The organism is Ruegeria sp. HKCCD7181, from assembly GCF_057221055.1.
This window is the reverse complement of sequence record NZ_JBWVBC010000008.1, coordinates 189,961-207,383: the sequence shown is the minus strand read 5'-3', so window position 1 is coordinate 207,383 and position 17,423 is coordinate 189,961. Positions and strand designations below refer to the sequence as shown.

Below are 17,423 nucleotides of genomic sequence, written 5' to 3'. Positions count from 1 at the left end.
ACCCTCCCTCTTATGAACATACAGGCGTCAACCGCCTCTCAGTGAAGCAAAACCCCTCCGTCATGTGAGCAAATAGGTTTCGCTTTCTTGGTGTTGATCGGGTCGCGTTATGGACATGGGCTTCCCTCGCTCCAATGCGAGTGGAGTAAGTGCTCGCTAAGCGCATATTAATAAACACAAAATCACGCCAACCTGTAAGCAAAGGTACTGAAAAGAGGGCTATTTATCCCTCTAGTTTAGCCATTGCGTGTTCGCCGGGATTTTCTCCCAAAAAACGCCCCAACGGGGCATTTCCATTTGCTCGGTATCCACCAGAGCGCATTCCCCAAACCGGTCCAATGGACCAAACACAGGAGGCTTGCATGCCCCATGCCTCAAGCCAATGGCATACAAGAAATCGGAGACGATCTTTATGAGGTTGATGTCTTCCCGATCCACCGCAAGGACAAACTGCTCGCGGGAAAGGCGCGCGGCTATCTTCATATCGCAGGCAAACCCAAACAAGTCAGCCCGCTCGATAAGCCCGCTGGAGTGATCGCCGTTTCGGGTGCGGGGAACTACAGCTCGTCGATTGAGATGGCCATGGCGCTGTTTCTTGAAAACAAGGCTGTCATTCACAAGCCGCATCAGTTGAACGAGGCCAGCGATGCGGTGTGGGCTAAAATCTTCGCCCCGCTGATCGAGCGAAAGGCACTTGCCTTCATTGACGCTGATCAGGGCCGCGAAATGTCTGCACTGGAAGGCCTAGACGCCATTTACTTCACCGGGTCGACGGGCGTTGCACACGCCATTCAGGATGCGGCCAGTGCACCGCTCGTGTCCGAATGCGGCGGCAACAACCCTTGTATCGTTGTGCCGGGCAAATGGACCGACAAGGAAATCAAGCATTGGGCGATCCAGATTGCCTCTGCCGGAAAGCTGAACGGCGGGGCCGTGTGCGGACGTCCTCAAACGGTCATCGCATCAAAGAACTGGCCCCAGCGTGAGCAATTCATCACAGCCCTGCGCAAGGCCATCGCCGAAGATACGTTCGGCACCGCGACCTATTATCCCGGCGTGGACAAGACCAAGGAGGCGTTCCTTGAAAACCAGCCGACGGCAGAGGTGTTGAAGCCAGAGAACGGCGCACACCCCAACAGCGACTTCGTGTTCATTCCCGGCATTGGCGAAGATGATTTTGCGGTGGCGAATGAGGCTTTCTGCCAAGTCTTCAGCGAGTTGCCGCTGGATACCAAAAACGATGTCGACGACTTCCTCACCAAAGCGACGGCGTTCTGCAATGACAAGCTGCTTGGCTCGCTCGGTTGCATGGTGCTGGTCGACACCGACACGTTAAAAGCGAACGAAGACCGTGTGCACCAGGCTGTGCGCGCGTTGAACTACGGCGGGATCGCGGTGAACAACATCTCGCCCAATATCTGGCTCAACGCCTATCTGACCTGGGGCGGATGTGGCGAAACCATCGAAGATTTTGTCTCCGGCGTCGGCAATTTCGGCAATGGGCTGAACTTCGAGAACATCGTTAAATCCGTCATCATTGACGATTTTGGTGCGCAGACTTTCCAGCTCACAAATCGTAAGCAGGTTGACCACTTGCTGGTCAACGCCTCGAAATTCTCCGTCGATCAGGGCTGGGGCCGTTTTGCCAAACTGGCCGGACAAATGGTGGTCGACGGCATGCACGGAAAGGACTTCTGAGGTGGCCCGTAAGAACACCAAATGGGTCGATCCTTCGGACCTTGCCAAGGACCTGTCCGGCAAAACCTATGTCGTGACTGGTGCGAATTCGGGTGTCGGTCTAGAAACGACCCGGCAATTGGTGAAGCAGGGCGCGCATGTCGTCATGGCCTGTCGCCGCGTTGAGGCTGGCGAGGTGGAAGCCAAGGCGTTTGCCGATCTGCATGGCAGCTCCGAGGTCATCTGCTGCGATCTGGCTGATCTGCAATCGGTGCGCGACTTCGTCGGTGCATTCAAATCCCGTCACCCCTGGCTGGACGGCCTAATGTGCAATGCAGGTGCCGTCATCATGGGCAATGAGGCCAAGCGTACGAAGGATGGTTTGGAGATGACCATGGCCGCCAGCGTCTATGGGCACTTCCTGATGACTGAACTGCTGCTCGATGTGTTGAAGGCTTCGGCCCCGTCGCGGATCGGGATCGTCTCTTCAGTTGTGCATGCTAACAGCCCGTCGAAACGCTACGATCTGAACTTCGATGACTTAGACTGGGTGTCTCGCAACTACAGTGCCTTTGACGCCTATGGCGAGGCCAAGCTCGCCTCCGTGCTCTATGCACTGGAACTCGGCAACCGACTGCAAGGGACCGGCGTCACCACAGCGTCGATCCATCCCGGATGGGCGCGATCAAATTTCGGGTCTGGCGGTGGTTTTTTCACACGCACGTTGATGGCAATCGCCCGCCCGCTCACCCGATCCATGAGCGACAGCAATTGGGCTTCGGCGCAAACCTCATTGCATTTGCTGCTTTCCAACGACGCGCCCAATCACTCAGGTGCCTACTTCAGCCAGTCCAGCGTCCTTTACCGGGATAAGTAATGCCGCAACGGCGGCTGGCCGATGCAATCCCCGAACCCCAATGCGCGAGACATGAACAAAGCAAAGCGCTTGGTCGAGTTGTGCCGCGAAATGGTCGGGCTGGAACCGGCCCTGAACGAAATGGATTCCGAAGGAGAAACCGTGTGACAAAGACGATCCTCATCACCGGCTGTAGCACTGGTATCGGTCGGATGACCGCGCAATTCTTCCAAGAGCAGGATTGGAACGTCGTCGCGACGGTTCGTTCCGCTCCAGAAGACGACGCTGAACTGAATGCGCTCGAAAACGTGTTGGTGGTTGCTCTAGATGTGACCAAGCTCGATACAATCACGACTGCGGTTGCGGCAGGGATCGAGCGGTTCGGTTCCATCGACGTGTTGCTGAACAACGCTGGCTATGGCGCATACGGTATTCTGGAAGCGACGCCAGAGCACAAAATCCGCATGCAGTTCGACGTCATCGTCATTGGCCCGCTGCTCTGCACCCAGGCAATTCTGCCGCATATGCGGGAACGCGGCGAGGGGACGATCATCAACATCTCGTCGATGGGCGGCAAAATTACCTTCCCGCTCGGCACGCTCTATCACGGGTCGAAATTCGCGGTTGAAGGGATGTCGGAAGCGCTTTCGTTTGAGCTGTCCGCAATCGGCGTGAAGGTCAAAATGATCGAGCCAGGCATGATCGCCACCAACTTTGCTGAAACCGTCAACACAATGTTCGACATCGATCCGGCGCAGACCGAATACGGCCCCTTTGTCGAGAAAGTCATGGCCGGAATGCAGCAGGCAGGCAGTCAGCCATCAGAGCCAATTGTCGTGGCTGAAGCCATCTGGAAAGCAGCGACCGACGGCACCGACCAGTTGCGCTACATCGCAGGGGCCGACGCAGAACAGATCATTGCGGCCCGCAAGGCCATGGACGACCCCGAATACCTTGCCATGGTTCGTGGAAATATGGGCCTCTGAGGATACCATGAGACTGTTTACCATCGGCATCTACATATTTGCAGCCATCGCGTTTCTCACTGGAGCAAATGACCTGATCCAGGGCCTCGCATCTCTCAAGGTGTTCGGATCGACGCTACCAGAACAGGCGTTCGGTGATCCGATGGCAGACAACCTCTTTCGGTTCTTTGCAGGTCTTTGGTTCGGTGTCGGCGTCCTGTTTCTGCTCTTTATTCGAGATATGAACCGATACTGGCCAGCCATGATCGCACTGCTTTCGATTGTGGCACTTGGCGGCCTGGGCCGTGTGCTTTCCATCATTCAATACGGGATGCCAGAAGCCCCGTTGGGTCTTGCCTTGGTTTGTGCTGGGCTCTTGTCAGAACTGATCATCGCGCCGCTCATGCTTTGGTGGCTCGTGTTTCGGGCTCCGCATCGAAAGCTGTGATTGCAAATAGGTATGGTGTGTCCGGTTGGTGGACCGACCTAAAGCGGTCATTGGTCTGGGAATGCGGGAGGTCGGCTTCGTCCGCTAAGCGGACCTCGGACGTGGCGCAGCATCTCGTGATAGGATGATCTGTCAACGTCGGGTTAAGGGGCGAGATAGGTGGCCAGAGCAACGCTTACTTTCTTTCCCCGCGCCCGGCATGGGCAAGTGGCTTTGTCGCGCACAAATATCCAGCCTTCGACCGGCGGCGAGGTGGCACATTGCCTTGAATAATCAAGGACCCCGAAATTTAATCTTTCTATTGGGGATTTCAGCCACCTACCGGGGGTATGCTATTTTTAGTGCCCAATTACCTTAACCGGCGGGTATGCCTTTATTTTCGCTCGGCCAGCGTCATGGAAAAAAGCCCATGGGTTGGGGGGCATGAAAAGCTCGGGGCACTAAGCAAGGGACCGGCGGAGGTAATGAGATTTTTTCGCGTGTCAAGTTTAAGGGGGGGGTTACGAAACCGCTTATCAAATAAAATCAATTACTTATGCGTAACGGATCGAAATATCTGTAACTCCTTTTGTAACCAAGTAGAGCCAATATAAGTAAGTGAAAACAATAGTTTAAATGTAGTGGTAACAGAGTTTCAAAAGTTACAGGCAATTTGAAGCTACCACGCAATAATCTGTGCTCAGGGGGCGTTGATCACCCGCCGACCTAGCAGGAGCGTCCCTTGCCTTTCATGGAGCCTGAACTCTGCCGAGTTGGTGCGACGGAGCCACTTGCCCCTGCGGGGCGCGGGGATGGATTGATACCCGATCTGACTGCCAATAATCGCGCGAAATCTTAAACGGTGGTAGCCTGGTGGTAGCCAGACAAAACGCAAAAACCTTGAGATGCCACATAACTCATTGATAAAAATGGCGATCCCGGAAGGACTCGAACCCTCAACCTGCTGATTAGAAGTCAGCTGCTCTATCCAGTTGAGCTACGGGACCGCTGAGCCCTTCTTGCTGCTTTTAGGGGCGAGGTTCAAGTGCCAAGCGCATGAAGGCGCTGTTCGGATCGGCTTCGTACCCATAAATCGGCCCGCAATAAGAATAACCCAGTGCCTCGTAGAGCTTACGGGCCGCGTCATATTCGGGCAGGTGCGCGGCACCAGTTTCCAGAACCAGTGCAGAAACACCTTCACTATGTGCCAGATCCGCCAGATGCGACATCATCTGCCGCGCCAGACCACGTCCGCGCGCCTGGGCCAGCATATGCACAGACTTCACCTCAGCCGTCCCGTCAGGCAAAACCTTGAGCGCACCACAACCCAGTGCTTTTTCATCTTCGAAAACTGCCCAGAACTGAATATCCCGGTCAGCCAAAGATTCGGCGTCCAAAGTGTGGTTGCTTTCAGCAGGGCCTGCGGCTTCGCCATGCATAAAATGGGATTCGATCACCGGGCGCAGCGCGTCCGATGTGGGATCAGCCTCGCGAATTTCGATCATTCAACGATTCTCGATTAATGAGTCCAGGGTGCACGCCTGTCGGTGGCGAAGTTTTCGCCATACCCGCGCGCCCGTAGATTCGGTTTGCGCTTATGCGGTTCGCTGACCAGCGCATCGATGCCATTGTCCTTGGCATAATCCAGCGCTTCTTCTTTGGTATCGAATTTCAGGCGCACCTGAGTCTGCGTGTCCTTGGAAGAGGTCCAGCCCATCAGTGGATCAACTTCGCGCGCCGATGCAGGGGCGTATTCCAGAACCCACTTGCGGGTCTTGGCCATCCCAGAAGTCATCGCATTTCTTGCGGGCTGGTAAATCCGTGCGCGCATTTCGCCTCTCCGTACTCACGTTGCTGGGCTTGTTTATGCGTCAGGGCGCGAGCCGGGACAAGGTGGCAATTGTCGCGGCCCTGAAACTGCCGTTCAGGCAGTGCGCAACTCTTCTAATGCCAGAAACTGTCATCAGGGTCATTTATGAAATGCACTCCCCCAGGATGAGGACAAAAAGATGATCCACTACAAAAGAAGCTTGGAAATAGATGCTCAGCCCGATGCCATCTGGGCCATTCTGAGCCGGTTCATGCATATCGACGAATTCGCACCGCAAGTAAAATCCGTGGATGCTTTGACTAATGCTCAAATTGGCATCGGATCAAAACGGCGCTGCCATTTTGAGAACGGAACCTCGCTTGTCGAAGAAGTCACAGAGTGGCGAGTTAACCGAGGCTATCGCGTTCGTTTATCCGAGATGTCGGCAATGCCTTTGACCGAAGCACACGCAGCCATCGCCATTGAACCGCTTGCAAACAGCCATTCACGGGTCATCTGGAGTATGGATTATCAGATGAAGTACGGCCCCTTGGGTTGGCTGATTGGGCAAACACTGTTGAAGGCGATGATGGGCCGGGTATTGGATGGCAACCTGAAAGCGCTCGCAGAAAAGGTGCATTCGGAACAAATTCCTGACGGCCAGTTTGCCTATTATTGAAACTGCGGTTTCCAAGCCGGATCAGGCCTTGCAAGTGGACAAAATAAGAACAAATGTAGAGGCCTGACCCCGGAGCCAACCCATGCCCTACGCCCATTCCGACAAAACCCAGTTGACCGCCGATGACGTTCGCGCGCGCCTGAAGCTCGAGGGCGGCAGGCAGTTTATTATGCATACCGAGTTTGCACCGGCGGGTGACCAGCCGACGGCTATCAAGGAACTGACCGGTGGCGTCTTCGATGGCGAGCGTGATCAGGTGTTGCTGGGCGCGACGGGCACCGGCAAGACCTTCACTATGGCCAAGGTGATCGAGGAAACTCAGCGCCCCGCTATCATTCTTGCGCCCAACAAGACACTGGCGGCGCAATTGTATGGCGAGTTCAAAGGCTTCTTTCCTGAAAACTCGGTCGAATACTTCGTCTCTTACTACGACTACTACCAGCCCGAAGCGTATGTGGCCCGGTCGGACACCTACATCGAGAAAGAATCCCAGATCAACGAGCAGATCGACCGGATGCGCCACTCGGCCACGCGAGCGCTGTTGGAGCGGGACGATGTGATCATCGTGGCCTCCGTCAGTTGTATCTACGGGATCGGTTCGGTGGAAACTTATGGTGCGATGACGCAGGACCTGAAGGTCGGCGGCGAGTATGACCAGCGTCAGATCATGGCCGATCTGGTCTCGCAACAATACCGCCGCAACGATCAGGCGTTTCAGCGTGGCTCGTTCCGCGTGCGTGGCGATTCTCTGGAAATCTGGCCCGCCCACCTCGAGGATCGCGCTTGGAAATTCTCATTCTTCGGCGAAGAGCTGGAGCAGATCACCGAATTCGACCCGCTGACCGGCGAACGCAAGGACACGATGGAACAGGTGCGGGTCTACGCCAACTCGCATTACGTGACCCCGAAACCGACGATGCAGCAGGCGATCATCGGCATAAAAAAGGAATTGCGCATCCGGCTGGACCAACTGGTCGGCGAGGGCAAACTGCTGGAAGCCCAACGTCTGGAGCAGCGCACGAATTTCGATCTCGAAATGCTCGAGGCGACCGGTGTCTGCAACGGGATCGAGAACTACTCGCGCTATCTGACCGGTCGCGCGCCGGGCGAACCGCCCCCAACCCTGTTCGAATTCATCCCAGACAACGCCATCGTCTTCGCCGACGAATCCCACGTCTCGGTCCCGCAAATCGGCGGCATGTACCGGGGCGACTACCGGCGCAAGTTCACGCTGGCCGAACACGGGTTCCGCCTGCCGTCCTGCATGGACAACCGCCCCCTCAAGTTCGAGGAATGGGACGCCATGCGCCCGCAATCCGTCTTCGTCTCGGCCACACCTGCGAAATGGGAGATCGAACAGACCGGCGGCGTCTTCACCGAACAGGTGATCCGCCCCACCGGCCTCTTGGATCCCGAAGTCGAAATCCGCCCCGTCTCGATGCAGGTGGATGATCTGCTGGACGAAGTGCGCAAGGTTGCCGCAGATGGCTATCGCACGCTTGTGACCACGCTGACCAAACGCATGGCCGAGGACCTGACCGAATACCTGCACGAACAGGGCATCAAGGTCCGCTACATGCACTCGGACATCGATACGCTGGAACGGATCGAAATCCTGCGCGACCTGCGGCTAGGGGCCTTCGACGTGCTGATCGGCATCAACCTGCTGCGTGAAGGTCTCGACATCCCCGAATGCGGGCTGGTCGCCATTCTGGACGCGGATAAGGAAGGCTTCCTGCGTTCCGAGACCTCACTGGTTCAGACCATCGGCCGCGCCGCGCGGAATGCCGACGGGCGGGTCATCATGTATGCCGACAAGGTGACCGGTTCCATGGAACGCGCGCTGAATGAAACCAACCGTCGCCGCGCCAAACAGCTTGCCTATAACGAGGAACACGGCATCACCCCCGAGACGGTGAAGAAGAATGTCGAGGACGTTCTGGCCGGTCTCTACGAAGGCGACGTCGACATGAACCGCGTCACCGCCACCATCGACAAACCGATGCACGGCGCCAACCTCGAAGCCCATCTGGACGGGTTGCGCGACCAGATGCGCAAAGCCGCCGAGAACCTGGAGTTCGAAGAGGCCGCCAATATCCGGGATGAGATCAAACGTCTGGAAGCGGTCGATCTGGCCATCGCCGACGACCCCATGGCGCGTCAATGGGCGGTCGAGAAAGCCTCGGAAGACGCGGTGAAATCGCGCGGGCGGTCAACGGCTGGCAGGCCGGGGCAGCGGGGTGGGAATGTGAAGCGGCGGAAGCGGTGAAGGTTAGTTTTCTGGACCCTTCGAGTAGTGCCGCTTTAGCCATGTCGCCAGACCATCAAGGCCAGGGTAAATTACTCTTTCCGTAATGTTCGACTGATCAAGTCTATCGCGCACTTTCCACTTCAGACTGGCTGGAACAATGATCTTCTTTGCCACAATTTGGTTCGATGAGAGCCAGTCGTGAATAGATATTTTGCATCCAGAAAAGACAGAGAACAATGCGAATTGGTTTACCACTCGATCATCAATGGAAGATGGCTCGAAAAACAACCCAAAATCTTTATGGTCCAAGCCTCCAAAATCCTTAAGAGAACTGATCGACGATGCGAACATATCAATGTTTATTGTATTGCCTTCGCGGCTCTGTTCGATTCCCGTTTGAGAGAAATTCTCCAACATTTCAGTGGTAAAGACGAAGGACCCCTCATTTCTCAAATGCTCCTTCAGTGCATTTGGTAATAGTTCGTGGACACTTGGCATATCAACGACCCAAACAACTCCGTCAATATTCATCGAACTTATATTGTCGGTAGCGAAATGCAGAGCGATGTAGGGCGAGTAAGTCCAGTCCAAAAGCCGCGTGGGAACACCATGATGTTGCGCTACGGTCAACCAATTCCAAAAAGAGTCCCGCTCGACAACATTTCTGTGTGCGTATTTTTTGAAATTTCGCAGTAGATGATATTCGATGTCCTGAATTGGCCCGCCAAGCCTTTGCAGGCTGGTGTCTAATCCCCAATCCGAATTTGTCATACCGCGGAAGACACAGGTTGACCGATGGCGCTTTAACTCTTTATCCCAGTCGTTTTCGAATAGCTGAGCATGAAGCTCTTCCCATGTTTCTGGGCGAATGGTCTGAAAAGACATAGATTTTATCACTTTACTGCTTGAACATCTCAATATGCTTATTTGACAGCTTTTTCATCGGTAGCAACCCTAAGTAAGCCTAGTATGGGTTTCCAACTTCTTGCTAAGTCGCGACCCAAACTCACAATGGGAAAAAAACCATCCTATGCGCCTCCCACACTTCAACCTTGCAGCCCAGCGCCTTCTCCTTCACGTTTGAAATCACAAATTGTGATTCCAAACGGTTGCCATGACGAACCCGAACACCCTGCCCAGCACCCATGAGGTCCAAAGCGCCATTCACCGGGTGCGCGGCGCCCGCGTGGTGCTGGCCGAGGATCTGGCGCAGTTCTACGGAAAGTCCGTCAGCGCCTTCAATCAGGCCGTTTCACGTAACAAGGACCTGTTCGAAGGTTACCGCTTTCAACTGACCGATGCCGAGGTCGCCGATTTGCAATCACGGAATGTGATCTCAAAACCCAAGGGCCGCGGCGGGCGGCGGGTCAATCCGTGGGTTTATACGGATTACGGCGTGGCCATCGCCTCGGCCCTGTTCAAGGACCCGCGCGCGATCAAGATCACCCGCATGATCACCGAGGCGTTCGTCGACGGCGCAAATGCCCTGGCCGAGATCCCACGCAGCGTACCGGAAATCCTGCCGCCCGAAGACGCCCCCGCCCCTCTGTTACCCAATGGGGATCAGCTGCGCGATCTGGCCGAAAACATCCTCGATTCCGGTCAGCAGAGCCTTGTCGACTATATCGCTAACCCCACCACCAAGCGTCAGCAGGCGGTGGCAGTGATCATGAAAACGCTGGCAGAAACCGCTGGAGAAGAAGTCCGCACCCAGCACGAACGCCTGCGCCTGAACATAGCCGAGCGTCTGGCGACCGGCGACTACACCGACGATGTTGACCGGAAGCGATTGCTGGAGTTGCTGCACGCGATGAAGGGTTAAACCCCCAACTCTGCCCTTATCTTTTTGGTCAGCTTGGCCACGACCAGATCATACGATGTCACGATATGCTCGCGCAGTGAGGCATCGTTCATGCCGCATTCATCATAGACCTGCAGCCATTTCATCCCGCGCGACGCCAGATAGGGCGCTGGGCGGATGCCGGGTTCGCCGCCCAGCACCTCAAAGGCCAGATCGGTGGCCTTGAAGGTGAAGGCGTCTTTCCCGTCGTTCCAGCCGCAGATCGCAAAGACCTTGCCGCCCACCTTCCACACATCCGCATTGCCCCACTGCACGACATGGCTGGTGGCCCTGAGGCCGGAACAGAAAGTATTGAATTCCTCTCGTGTCATTGAGCCACTCAATCCTTGTGTTTGCCGACAAGTATGCGTTCGCCGTCAAGACGCAATATCAATCGTTGCGGCACCGCCCTGCACAGTACCACGCAGAAACAGATCTTGTTGCTGCACTTGTGGGAACTGTTCGACCCAGTCTCTGAACCGGTCGTTGGTCACGATCTGCGCGTTCAGCTCCCACGCATCCTTGATCACCATAGGATCTGCGGGCGTGCCCTTCGGCGCCACAAAAATATACCGCGACGAGTATTTCAATGCCGACGCAAGCCTGTCCGGGCCCATATATCTGTTACTGACCAAATAGCCGACATTTGCATCGAACCAGATAACTGGCGTCAACCCAAGTGACATCAGCTCTTTGATCACCACCCGAACCGCCCCGAGAGAAGGCGTGTCATTGTTCCAATACAACACGTTCGAGCCATCGACGACGACCCAATTAGGCCTGGGTCGCCGCCTGACTATTGCCCGCAGCAGCAGAGCGATCCCAACGCAAACACCCAATGCGGCGAAAATCAGCGGGGGTGTGAGGATTGCGCCAAAGTTAAGAACTGACCAGACAACTACAGTCGTGGAAATCGACAGAAGAATAGAAGGAAAACGCATAAGCGCATTGCTACCAACTTCAGAGTGTTCCGCAAGGCCCTAGACACAATTCAGGCACAGCTTATCGACCGTGCCTCAGCCTTTATCCCAATGGGCAATCACGTCGAATCCTGCAGGTGTTGGCGGGCCTTCCATAAATTCTGCAAAATGCCCCCACAACTCGGCCACTTTGGGCGCATTCGCGTTCGAAGTCGCCTCGCTTTCGACGACCGAGATCACGTAACCGGTGCCGTCTTCGTTCATCACATTGGTAAAGCAGTGCATGCCGGGCATAGCCATGATCTGGTCTTTCAGTTCGTTCATCTTTGCCGTCGCCGCCTCACGCGTGCCTGGCTTCATCTTGAACTGAGTTACACGTGCAAACATGGTATTCCTCCCTCGTTGGGCACAAGCGCCCTGTGGCGGGCGGCGAAAGCGCGCCCACCAACCGGGTCATATCATAAAGCCCACTCAAGTTCAGAGATGTAGGTCACAGAGCAGCAAAGCACCCCAAATGCCGCCCTTCCCGAAAGACCGGTCAGGGTCGCACGAATTTTGCACTGCCGACGGTTCGGTTGGTAGTTGGCTGCGTGGGCACAACAGGAGCTCTCGAAACACCTTTCTTTACGAAAGCTCCGCAGGCCACACCATCGCCGTCCGGATCGTTGCGCGTGTGGTATCCCGCCTGACCCTCACGAAACGGGCCAAGACCTATGGCCTGCGCCGCGTCGCACCCAGCCAGCGCTACCAAATGAACTACGGCTTCGTGACGGTCGTAATCGGTGACCCTCAAAAAAACGCCAGTTGCGATAATCGCGGTCGTAACAGGCAGACAGAGCACCATAAACAAAATGCGAATAGGTGATAACGCCCTTCTGCGCAGCGCGTCCGCTCGCCGGTGCCGCCTGGTGGAGCGCTGGGTTGGAATCTGGCCGTCGTCTTCTGTAGTCTTGAACTTCATGCGCTTGGCGATACACCAACTATGTGGCAAAGCCGAGGCATCGGGATGACGCAACTCGAGGGCAAGCAGTGAAACGATCCGATCCATTTCAACCTGTAGACGACACGGCCCGCACCATCGCACGCGATCTGATTGCCAACGCCGAATATGCAGCGCTGGCAGTTTTGAGACCCGAAACCACGACGCCCTCGGTAACCCGGATTGCTCTGGCCACGGACGAGTTAAACCAACCTATTTCCCTGATTTCGACTCTGGCAGAACACACATGCGCCCTTCAAGCCGACCCGGCCTGTTCCTTGCTGGTCGGGGCACCCGGCGACAAAGGCGATCCGTTAACCCATCCGCGTTTGACCCTGCATTGCACCGCCAACATGGTCGAGCGCAATTCGCGAGATCATGCAGACTTGCGCTCGCGCTATTTGTCCATGCGGCCAAAGGCGCGGCTGTATATCGATTTCACCGATTTCGGCTTTGTCCGATTCGATGTCAGCGATGGCTTGCTCAACGGCGGTTTCGGCAAAGCCTGGCGACTGTCGCCTGGCGATTTCTGATCCGTTCCGGATCAGCGCACGACATGCACCGCGCATTTTGCATGACGTACAACATGGGTTGCCGTGGAGCCCAACAGCAAGTCCTGCATCCCCGGTCGGTGCGATGCCATGATTATCAGGTCCGGGTTGTTGGCCTCGGTCCAATCCAGAATTGTACGCCCTGAATGCCCCTCGACCACGAGCCCTATCGCGTTAGGGACCTGTGCTGCCAAACTGTCCAGCTCGGTCTGTATGGCCTTCCGAGCTTCGGACAGATACTCGACCGGCATATAGGAAATTGCATAGTCGGGGATATGCTCGACCACGTGCAGCAGAGTGACTTTCGCGTCCGGCGTGGCCAACAGCTGCGCAAGTTTCAGTGGTGCCGAGATGTCTCTCTCGGCATCAAATGATATTGGAACAAGGATGTTGTGGTACATGTTTTGCGCCTCCGTCATTACGAACCTAAACTGAACCGCAATGGGCTTGCTGGCCTTGATCTAGGTCAGGATTCTCCAAATGTTTCAGCGACATCGTACATGACGGGCTCAAAGCTTTTGCATAATTCATTAACCCTGCGATTCCGCTCACGCATCTCGGGTGTACGCAGCATGGCCAGAAAATCTTCACGCCGCTCCCACTGGGAATAATTCGCGATTCGGGTCTGTGCATCGTTAACGTGCAAACCTGCCGCAATGAAACCCGGTTGCTTTGAAATGAAAGACGCGTACGCGTCGGTCAGTGCTTCCAACAGATCCTGACAAGTACCCGGGGTCATCTCGAATGTTGTTATGACGGTCTGGCTGCTGCTGTTTTTCGAAATGTGAGGCATCTGGCTTCTCCTTTTACTTAACCAAGCCTAACACAGCTTTTGAAAACGCAACCCGTTTCATTGCAAAAGTCTGATGCAAAGGCACAATTTCGTTCCAGAAACGAGGAATAAACTAACCATCCGTTAACCATGCTAGCCGATGCTGCCCGCATGAGATGCCTGATTGTGACACTTCTGATATGCCTTCTGAGCGCACCTGCTTGGCCCGGCGCCTGGCTACGAGAGGATGGTAAGGTGTTCACGGCTGCTTCCGTCACAGCCTTTCAAGAAGCCGACGAAGCAATAAAATACAAGGCATCGCTATACGCCGAATGGGGAATTCGACCTCGGCTCACGCTTGGGCTGGATGCGGAAGAGCATCAAGACCTTTTTGGGCACGCCCTGGTGTTTGCGCGGTTCCCCATCGCGGAATTCGGCACGCCAGGTCATCTCGCGGCCGAATTCGGGGTGGGTGCACACCATCAGGGGTATCGTACCTGGGCGATGTACAAGGCAACCTTGTCCTATGGCAGAGGAATTCAAACCGGCTGGGGCGGCGGCTGGATTGCAATCGACACGGCGCTGGAATACCGCACGCACGAAGCGTTGATCCGCAAGCTTGATCTGACAGTGGGATTAACCTCGAAACGAAGGTTTGATCCGCTGGTCCAGATAGAAACATCCTATACTCCGGGCCGTCCCCTTTACTGGAGCACGCGCCCTTCTGTCATGTACCGCCCAAAATCTGGCAAAACGACGTGGATTCTGGGGGTTGAACGCAACGAAGCGCACGATGACCTGGGCATCAAGCTTGCTCTGTGGAGCATGTATTAGAGCACCGGCCACCCAGTGACGACCGGCGCCTGGTTTTATCAGTTTTCGACGCGCATGGTGGCCCAAACCGTGCCTTTCAATGACTCGGGCCACCGTAGCCGTATACCGTCCTGATTAGAGCCCTGCTTCACCTCGACATATGACGCCGTGTACCGAGTAGTGTTCAACACAGTCTTCAGTGGGCCGAGAGGAACCACCGCGTCACATGCACGTGCCCTGCCGCCGAACGGCAATCGCCCTTGAGAACTGATTGTCCAGGCGGACGACGTCGAGTTTTGTGAGTGGCGGATTCTCAGCGGGTTTGCAGTATGCTTCGTGATCCCATGAAACGTGTTGTTTTCGAAAGTTACATTGAAGAACCGCTCGGGATTGAGGCCCGCAAAGGAAGTATCCACCCGTTCAGCCCGGTCGATATTGCCTGCATTTGTACGGAACTTGTTCCCTGTCACTGTCAACCCGTTCAGGAAATGCCCGGTTCCGTATGGGCGGATAACGAAATAGCTGAACCAAGGGGCGACGTTGCTGGAATAAAAGATATTATCCGTGACGCTCATTGCGCTGAAAGAGTACCCGGAAGTGAAATTGGGTTTGGGGTCACGCTCGTTAGTCCACTGTATGAAACAGTTATCCACGTAATTCTCGGCTATGGACGAACTGTTGTATCCACCGATCATCACCAAACCCGCGTTGCGCACACCGTTGGGAACGCTGTCACCCTGAAAGAAGTGATTGCCTAACACAAGATTGTTGTCACCGCCCAGAACGGCGAAGTGATGGAACCGGGAGGCACGGTTGTGGCGCAGCTTGACGTCATTGGCATTGGAATTGAGCGCAATTGAACGCCGCGCCGAAACATTCAGGCTTTCTTCTGCCGACAGAAACTGACAACCGTCGATCAACATCCCCTGACAACCAGCACCAGTTGAGGTAATCCCGCGATCCCTTGGGCGGCTAACAAAGCAGTTCTTCAGAACGAAGGTATTGCCCCCTGGGGACAAGCGGATTGCGCTGCAACGGCTGTTGCACTGGAACTCGATGTCTTCCATGTTGAACTTCTGCAACGCGCTGAAACCGCTGAAATCCAGCAGATATTTGAAGGAAGTAAACGTGAAGTTCTGAGTTCCCGCAGCGTCGTAAATCGGGGCGTTCAACGTTATCTCTCCGGAAACGTCGTTTTTGTACCGCACATAAATTTCGCGCCCGACGCCGCTGCCTGTAATCAGCGAGCCGACAGGAATGTTCACGACATTTGCGACATTCGAAAGCTTGTATGGGGTGTTGGGATTGTACGTCGCGACCGAGGTGAAAGATTCGGTATCCCAGGCCGAACTGCTTTTGACATCGAACTGTCCGTTGCGCACCACCCTGCGTGTGGAATAGCCCGTGCGGTTGGGCACAGCGGCCTGCATGTCGATTGGCGCGCTGACCGATATTTTTCGGCCGCACATGTCCAGCGATTCATGGTCCGAATTGTTCAGCAACGCCTGAAACGCCTTTTTGAAAGCCAGAGTTTCGTCCCCAAAAGCGTTGATATAAGTCGGCAGATCAAAGCTCTTGGTCAGCAACAGCATCTTGTCGTCAGGCATTGTGACCGTGCCGTCGAATTCAATCTCCGATCCGATGCTGGTGTTCTGGTTCAGTAGAAAACTACCCTGCGGTACATAAACCCGACGACCATTCGCGGCCTGATCCGCAGCTTCAAACGCTGCTGTGTCATCTGCAACACCGTCACCAACCGCACCGAAATCCCGTACATCGACCACTCCTATCATGTCGCGCAGGAAAACCGATGTAATGTCAGTGACAACGATATCGTCGATCCGCACGACGGCGCCGTTAGTGCCCTCGATGTCGATCCCGAAGTGACCATAAATGGCGGACGGTCCCCACGACATGTCAACGCCAGCCCGACGACCGGTGCCAATAATGGCTGAAATCTCGTGCACCCTTCCATAGCCAGAAAGCTGTGTCACCGGTCCTTGTTCGACCACCCCGGAGACATGCACGTCGCCCGCGCCCCCAGCCCACCCAGCAATTCGGACAGACGGAAGCGGGCCGCTGATCGCCTTGACCCGAGCCTTGACCTGAATGTAGCAGCCGGGCAGCAAAACTGTTTGGCCCATATAGCGCAGCTGCTGGGTGGGGCTCGACTTAAAAACCTCGAGACACCCTCCGAAATCCGCGTCCGCAGGCACAAACACGCCGGTGCCTGACCCGTCGTATGTCGGAGAACCTGGCGTCCCGTCGCCACTAGACCAGACGCCCAGACCATCTGCGAAAGCAGGCGGCATAAACACGATACCGTCGGTGATTGCCTTGTTCATTGATATCCCTTTCCCAATCGCGCCCGCTACGCGCGTCAAAACCCAAGGCCCGGGCAGTTCCCGAGCGCGAAAGTTTGAATACCGAAAAGGGATTAACCGCTGCTCATACCTCCGTTACGGTGGTGTTGCCTCAGGCGGCGGGGTCCGAATTCCCAAGTACTTGCACACCGTTGATCTTCCAGTCGCCGCCTTGCCGCACCATTTGGTAGTCCAGAATATGCACCCGGCCACCACCATCGGTGATCATGATCTTTTGCCACAATGCTCCGGCAACCTCGCGTAATTCCAGAAAACGCACATCGCTGGGTCGCCAAACCATGGGATACCCATTTCGCACCATATCTCCAAAATTCTCGGGGTTCTGGAACAGACGCTGAATGTTGGGGCTGGCGAAGGTAAAGGCGGTCGCAAAATCATCCGCTTTAAAGGCTTGTATCTGCGCCGCGATGCTGGCCTCAATCTCGGCGTTCTGGGCAAACGCCCCCGAGGCCAATCCGATGCTCACGGAAACTGCAAGTAAAAAACGACGCATGGGGCC

Annotated in this window: 20 protein-coding genes and 1 tRNA gene; 9 read left to right on the top strand and 12 right to left on the bottom strand. The window is 55.5% G+C overall.

Translation table 11 applies throughout. From position 1 onward, the window contains the following. The first annotated feature begins 297 nt into the window (after positions 1–297). The 4 genes from AC2TCY_RS16670 (at position 298) to AC2TCY_RS16655 (ending at position 3,946) form a co-directional block, all read left to right on the top strand. Positions 298–1,698, top strand: a complete 1,401-nt coding sequence (locus tag AC2TCY_RS16670; protein WP_480849034.1) for an aldehyde dehydrogenase family protein — start codon at positions 298–300, stop codon at positions 1,696–1,698. Between the two features lies 1 nt (position 1,699). After that, positions 1,700–2,554 (top strand): SDR family NAD(P)-dependent oxidoreductase, encoded by an 855-nt coding sequence (locus tag AC2TCY_RS16665; protein ID WP_480849032.1) that lies wholly within the window; start codon positions 1,700–1,702, stop codon positions 2,552–2,554. Between the two features lie 143 nt (positions 2,555–2,697). After that, positions 2,698–3,519: an SDR family oxidoreductase gene (locus AC2TCY_RS16660; protein WP_480849031.1), complete on the top strand. Its 822-nt coding sequence runs from the start codon at positions 2,698–2,700 to the stop codon at positions 3,517–3,519. Between the two features lie 7 nt (positions 3,520–3,526). Next, positions 3,527–3,946, top strand: a complete 420-nt coding sequence (locus AC2TCY_RS16655; RefSeq protein WP_480849030.1) for a DUF4345 domain-containing protein — start codon at positions 3,527–3,529, stop codon at positions 3,944–3,946. A 909-nt stretch (positions 3,947–4,855) separates the two neighbouring features. On the opposite strand, the gene AC2TCY_RS16650 is transcribed toward AC2TCY_RS16655, so the two are convergent. The 3 genes from AC2TCY_RS16650 to AC2TCY_RS16640 all read right to left on the bottom strand — a co-directional run bounded on the left by AC2TCY_RS16650 (position 4,856) and on the right by AC2TCY_RS16640 (position 5,756). After that, positions 4,856–4,932 (bottom strand) — tRNA-Arg (locus tag AC2TCY_RS16650). Positions 4,933–4,953: 21 nt separating this feature from the next. Next, complete coding sequence (locus AC2TCY_RS16645; protein WP_480849029.1) at positions 4,954–5,430, bottom strand: GNAT family N-acetyltransferase; 477 nt, start codon at positions 5,428–5,430, stop codon at positions 4,954–4,956. A 14-nt stretch (positions 5,431–5,444) separates the two neighbouring features. Next, a complete protein-coding gene (locus AC2TCY_RS16640) occupies positions 5,445–5,756 on the bottom strand; it encodes an ETC complex I subunit (RefSeq protein WP_480849028.1) in 312 nt (103 codons plus the stop codon). 178 nt (positions 5,757–5,934) lie between these two features. Here AC2TCY_RS16640 and AC2TCY_RS16635 point away from each other — a divergent pair, with 178 nt between their 5' ends. Together AC2TCY_RS16635 and uvrB are read left to right on the top strand one after the other, a co-directional pair. Further along, entirely contained in the window at positions 5,935–6,414 is a 480-nt protein-coding gene (locus AC2TCY_RS16635; RefSeq protein WP_480849027.1) for an SRPBCC family protein, read from the top strand. 82 nt (positions 6,415–6,496) lie between these two features. After that, positions 6,497–8,683 (top strand): excinuclease ABC subunit UvrB, encoded by a 2,187-nt coding sequence (uvrB, locus tag AC2TCY_RS16630; protein WP_480849025.1) that lies wholly within the window; start codon positions 6,497–6,499, stop codon positions 8,681–8,683. A 3-nt stretch (positions 8,684–8,686) separates the two neighbouring features. On the opposite strand, the gene AC2TCY_RS16625 is transcribed toward uvrB, so the two are convergent. Next, a complete protein-coding gene (locus AC2TCY_RS16625) occupies positions 8,687–9,550 on the bottom strand; it encodes an FRG domain-containing protein (RefSeq protein WP_480849023.1) in 864 nt (287 codons plus the stop codon). A 229-nt stretch (positions 9,551–9,779) separates the two neighbouring features. Between AC2TCY_RS16625 and AC2TCY_RS16620 the strand changes: the two genes are divergently transcribed. Further along, a complete protein-coding gene (locus tag AC2TCY_RS16620) occupies positions 9,780–10,487 on the top strand; it encodes an ORF6N domain-containing protein (protein ID WP_480849021.1) in 708 nt (235 codons plus the stop codon). On the opposite strand, the gene AC2TCY_RS16615 is transcribed toward AC2TCY_RS16620, so the two are convergent. From AC2TCY_RS16615 to AC2TCY_RS16600, 4 genes are all read right to left on the bottom strand, one after another. Next, the gene (locus AC2TCY_RS16615) at positions 10,484–10,837 is read right to left on the bottom strand and encodes an MmcQ/YjbR family DNA-binding protein (RefSeq protein ID WP_480849019.1); all 354 of its coding nucleotides are present in this window, start codon (positions 10,835–10,837) and stop codon (positions 10,484–10,486) included. The two genes, AC2TCY_RS16620 and AC2TCY_RS16615, sit on opposite strands and share 4 nt — an antisense overlap. 45 nt (positions 10,838–10,882) lie before the next feature. Then, positions 10,883–11,446, bottom strand: a complete 564-nt coding sequence (locus AC2TCY_RS16610) for an NYN domain-containing protein (RefSeq protein WP_480849018.1) — start codon at positions 11,444–11,446, stop codon at positions 10,883–10,885. Between the two features lie 75 nt (positions 11,447–11,521). Beyond that, positions 11,522–11,812, bottom strand: a complete 291-nt coding sequence (locus tag AC2TCY_RS16605; RefSeq protein ID WP_480849016.1) for a hypothetical protein — start codon at positions 11,810–11,812, stop codon at positions 11,522–11,524. A 151-nt stretch (positions 11,813–11,963) separates the two neighbouring features. After that, complete coding sequence (locus AC2TCY_RS16600; RefSeq protein WP_480849014.1) at positions 11,964–12,473, bottom strand: excalibur calcium-binding domain-containing protein; 510 nt, start codon at positions 12,471–12,473, stop codon at positions 11,964–11,966. On the opposite strand from AC2TCY_RS16600, the gene AC2TCY_RS16595 reads away from it, so the two are divergent. Further along, complete coding sequence (locus tag AC2TCY_RS16595) at positions 12,455–12,937, top strand: HugZ family pyridoxamine 5'-phosphate oxidase (protein WP_480849013.1); 483 nt, start codon at positions 12,455–12,457, stop codon at positions 12,935–12,937. The genes AC2TCY_RS16600 and AC2TCY_RS16595 overlap by 19 nt on opposite strands. A gap of 11 nt (positions 12,938–12,948) precedes the next feature. On the opposite strand, the gene AC2TCY_RS16590 is transcribed toward AC2TCY_RS16595, so the two are convergent. Beyond that, positions 12,949–13,356, bottom strand: coding sequence for a universal stress protein (locus AC2TCY_RS16590; protein WP_480849011.1), 408 nt, complete (start codon positions 13,354–13,356; stop codon positions 12,949–12,951). Between the two features lie 65 nt (positions 13,357–13,421). Then, complete coding sequence (locus AC2TCY_RS16585) at positions 13,422–13,748, bottom strand: antibiotic biosynthesis monooxygenase family protein (RefSeq protein ID WP_480849010.1); 327 nt, start codon at positions 13,746–13,748, stop codon at positions 13,422–13,424. A gap of 165 nt (positions 13,749–13,913) precedes the next feature. Between AC2TCY_RS16585 and AC2TCY_RS16580 the strand changes: the two genes are divergently transcribed. Beyond that, positions 13,914–14,561 carry a hypothetical protein gene (locus AC2TCY_RS16580; protein WP_480849009.1) on the top strand — a complete coding sequence of 216 codons (648 nt, stop codon included), beginning with the start codon at positions 13,914–13,916 and terminating at the stop codon, positions 14,559–14,561. Between the two features lie 38 nt (positions 14,562–14,599). Here the strand turns inward: AC2TCY_RS16580 and AC2TCY_RS16575 are convergent, their stop codons facing one another. Next, entirely contained in the window at positions 14,600–16,885 is a 2,286-nt protein-coding gene (locus tag AC2TCY_RS16575) for a glycosyl hydrolase family 28-related protein (RefSeq protein ID WP_480849007.1), read from the bottom strand. Between the two features lie 130 nt (positions 16,886–17,015). After that, complete coding sequence (locus AC2TCY_RS16570) at positions 17,016–17,417, bottom strand: DUF4864 domain-containing protein (protein WP_480849005.1); 402 nt, start codon at positions 17,415–17,417, stop codon at positions 17,016–17,018. Between the last annotated feature and the right edge of the window lie 6 nt (positions 17,418–17,423).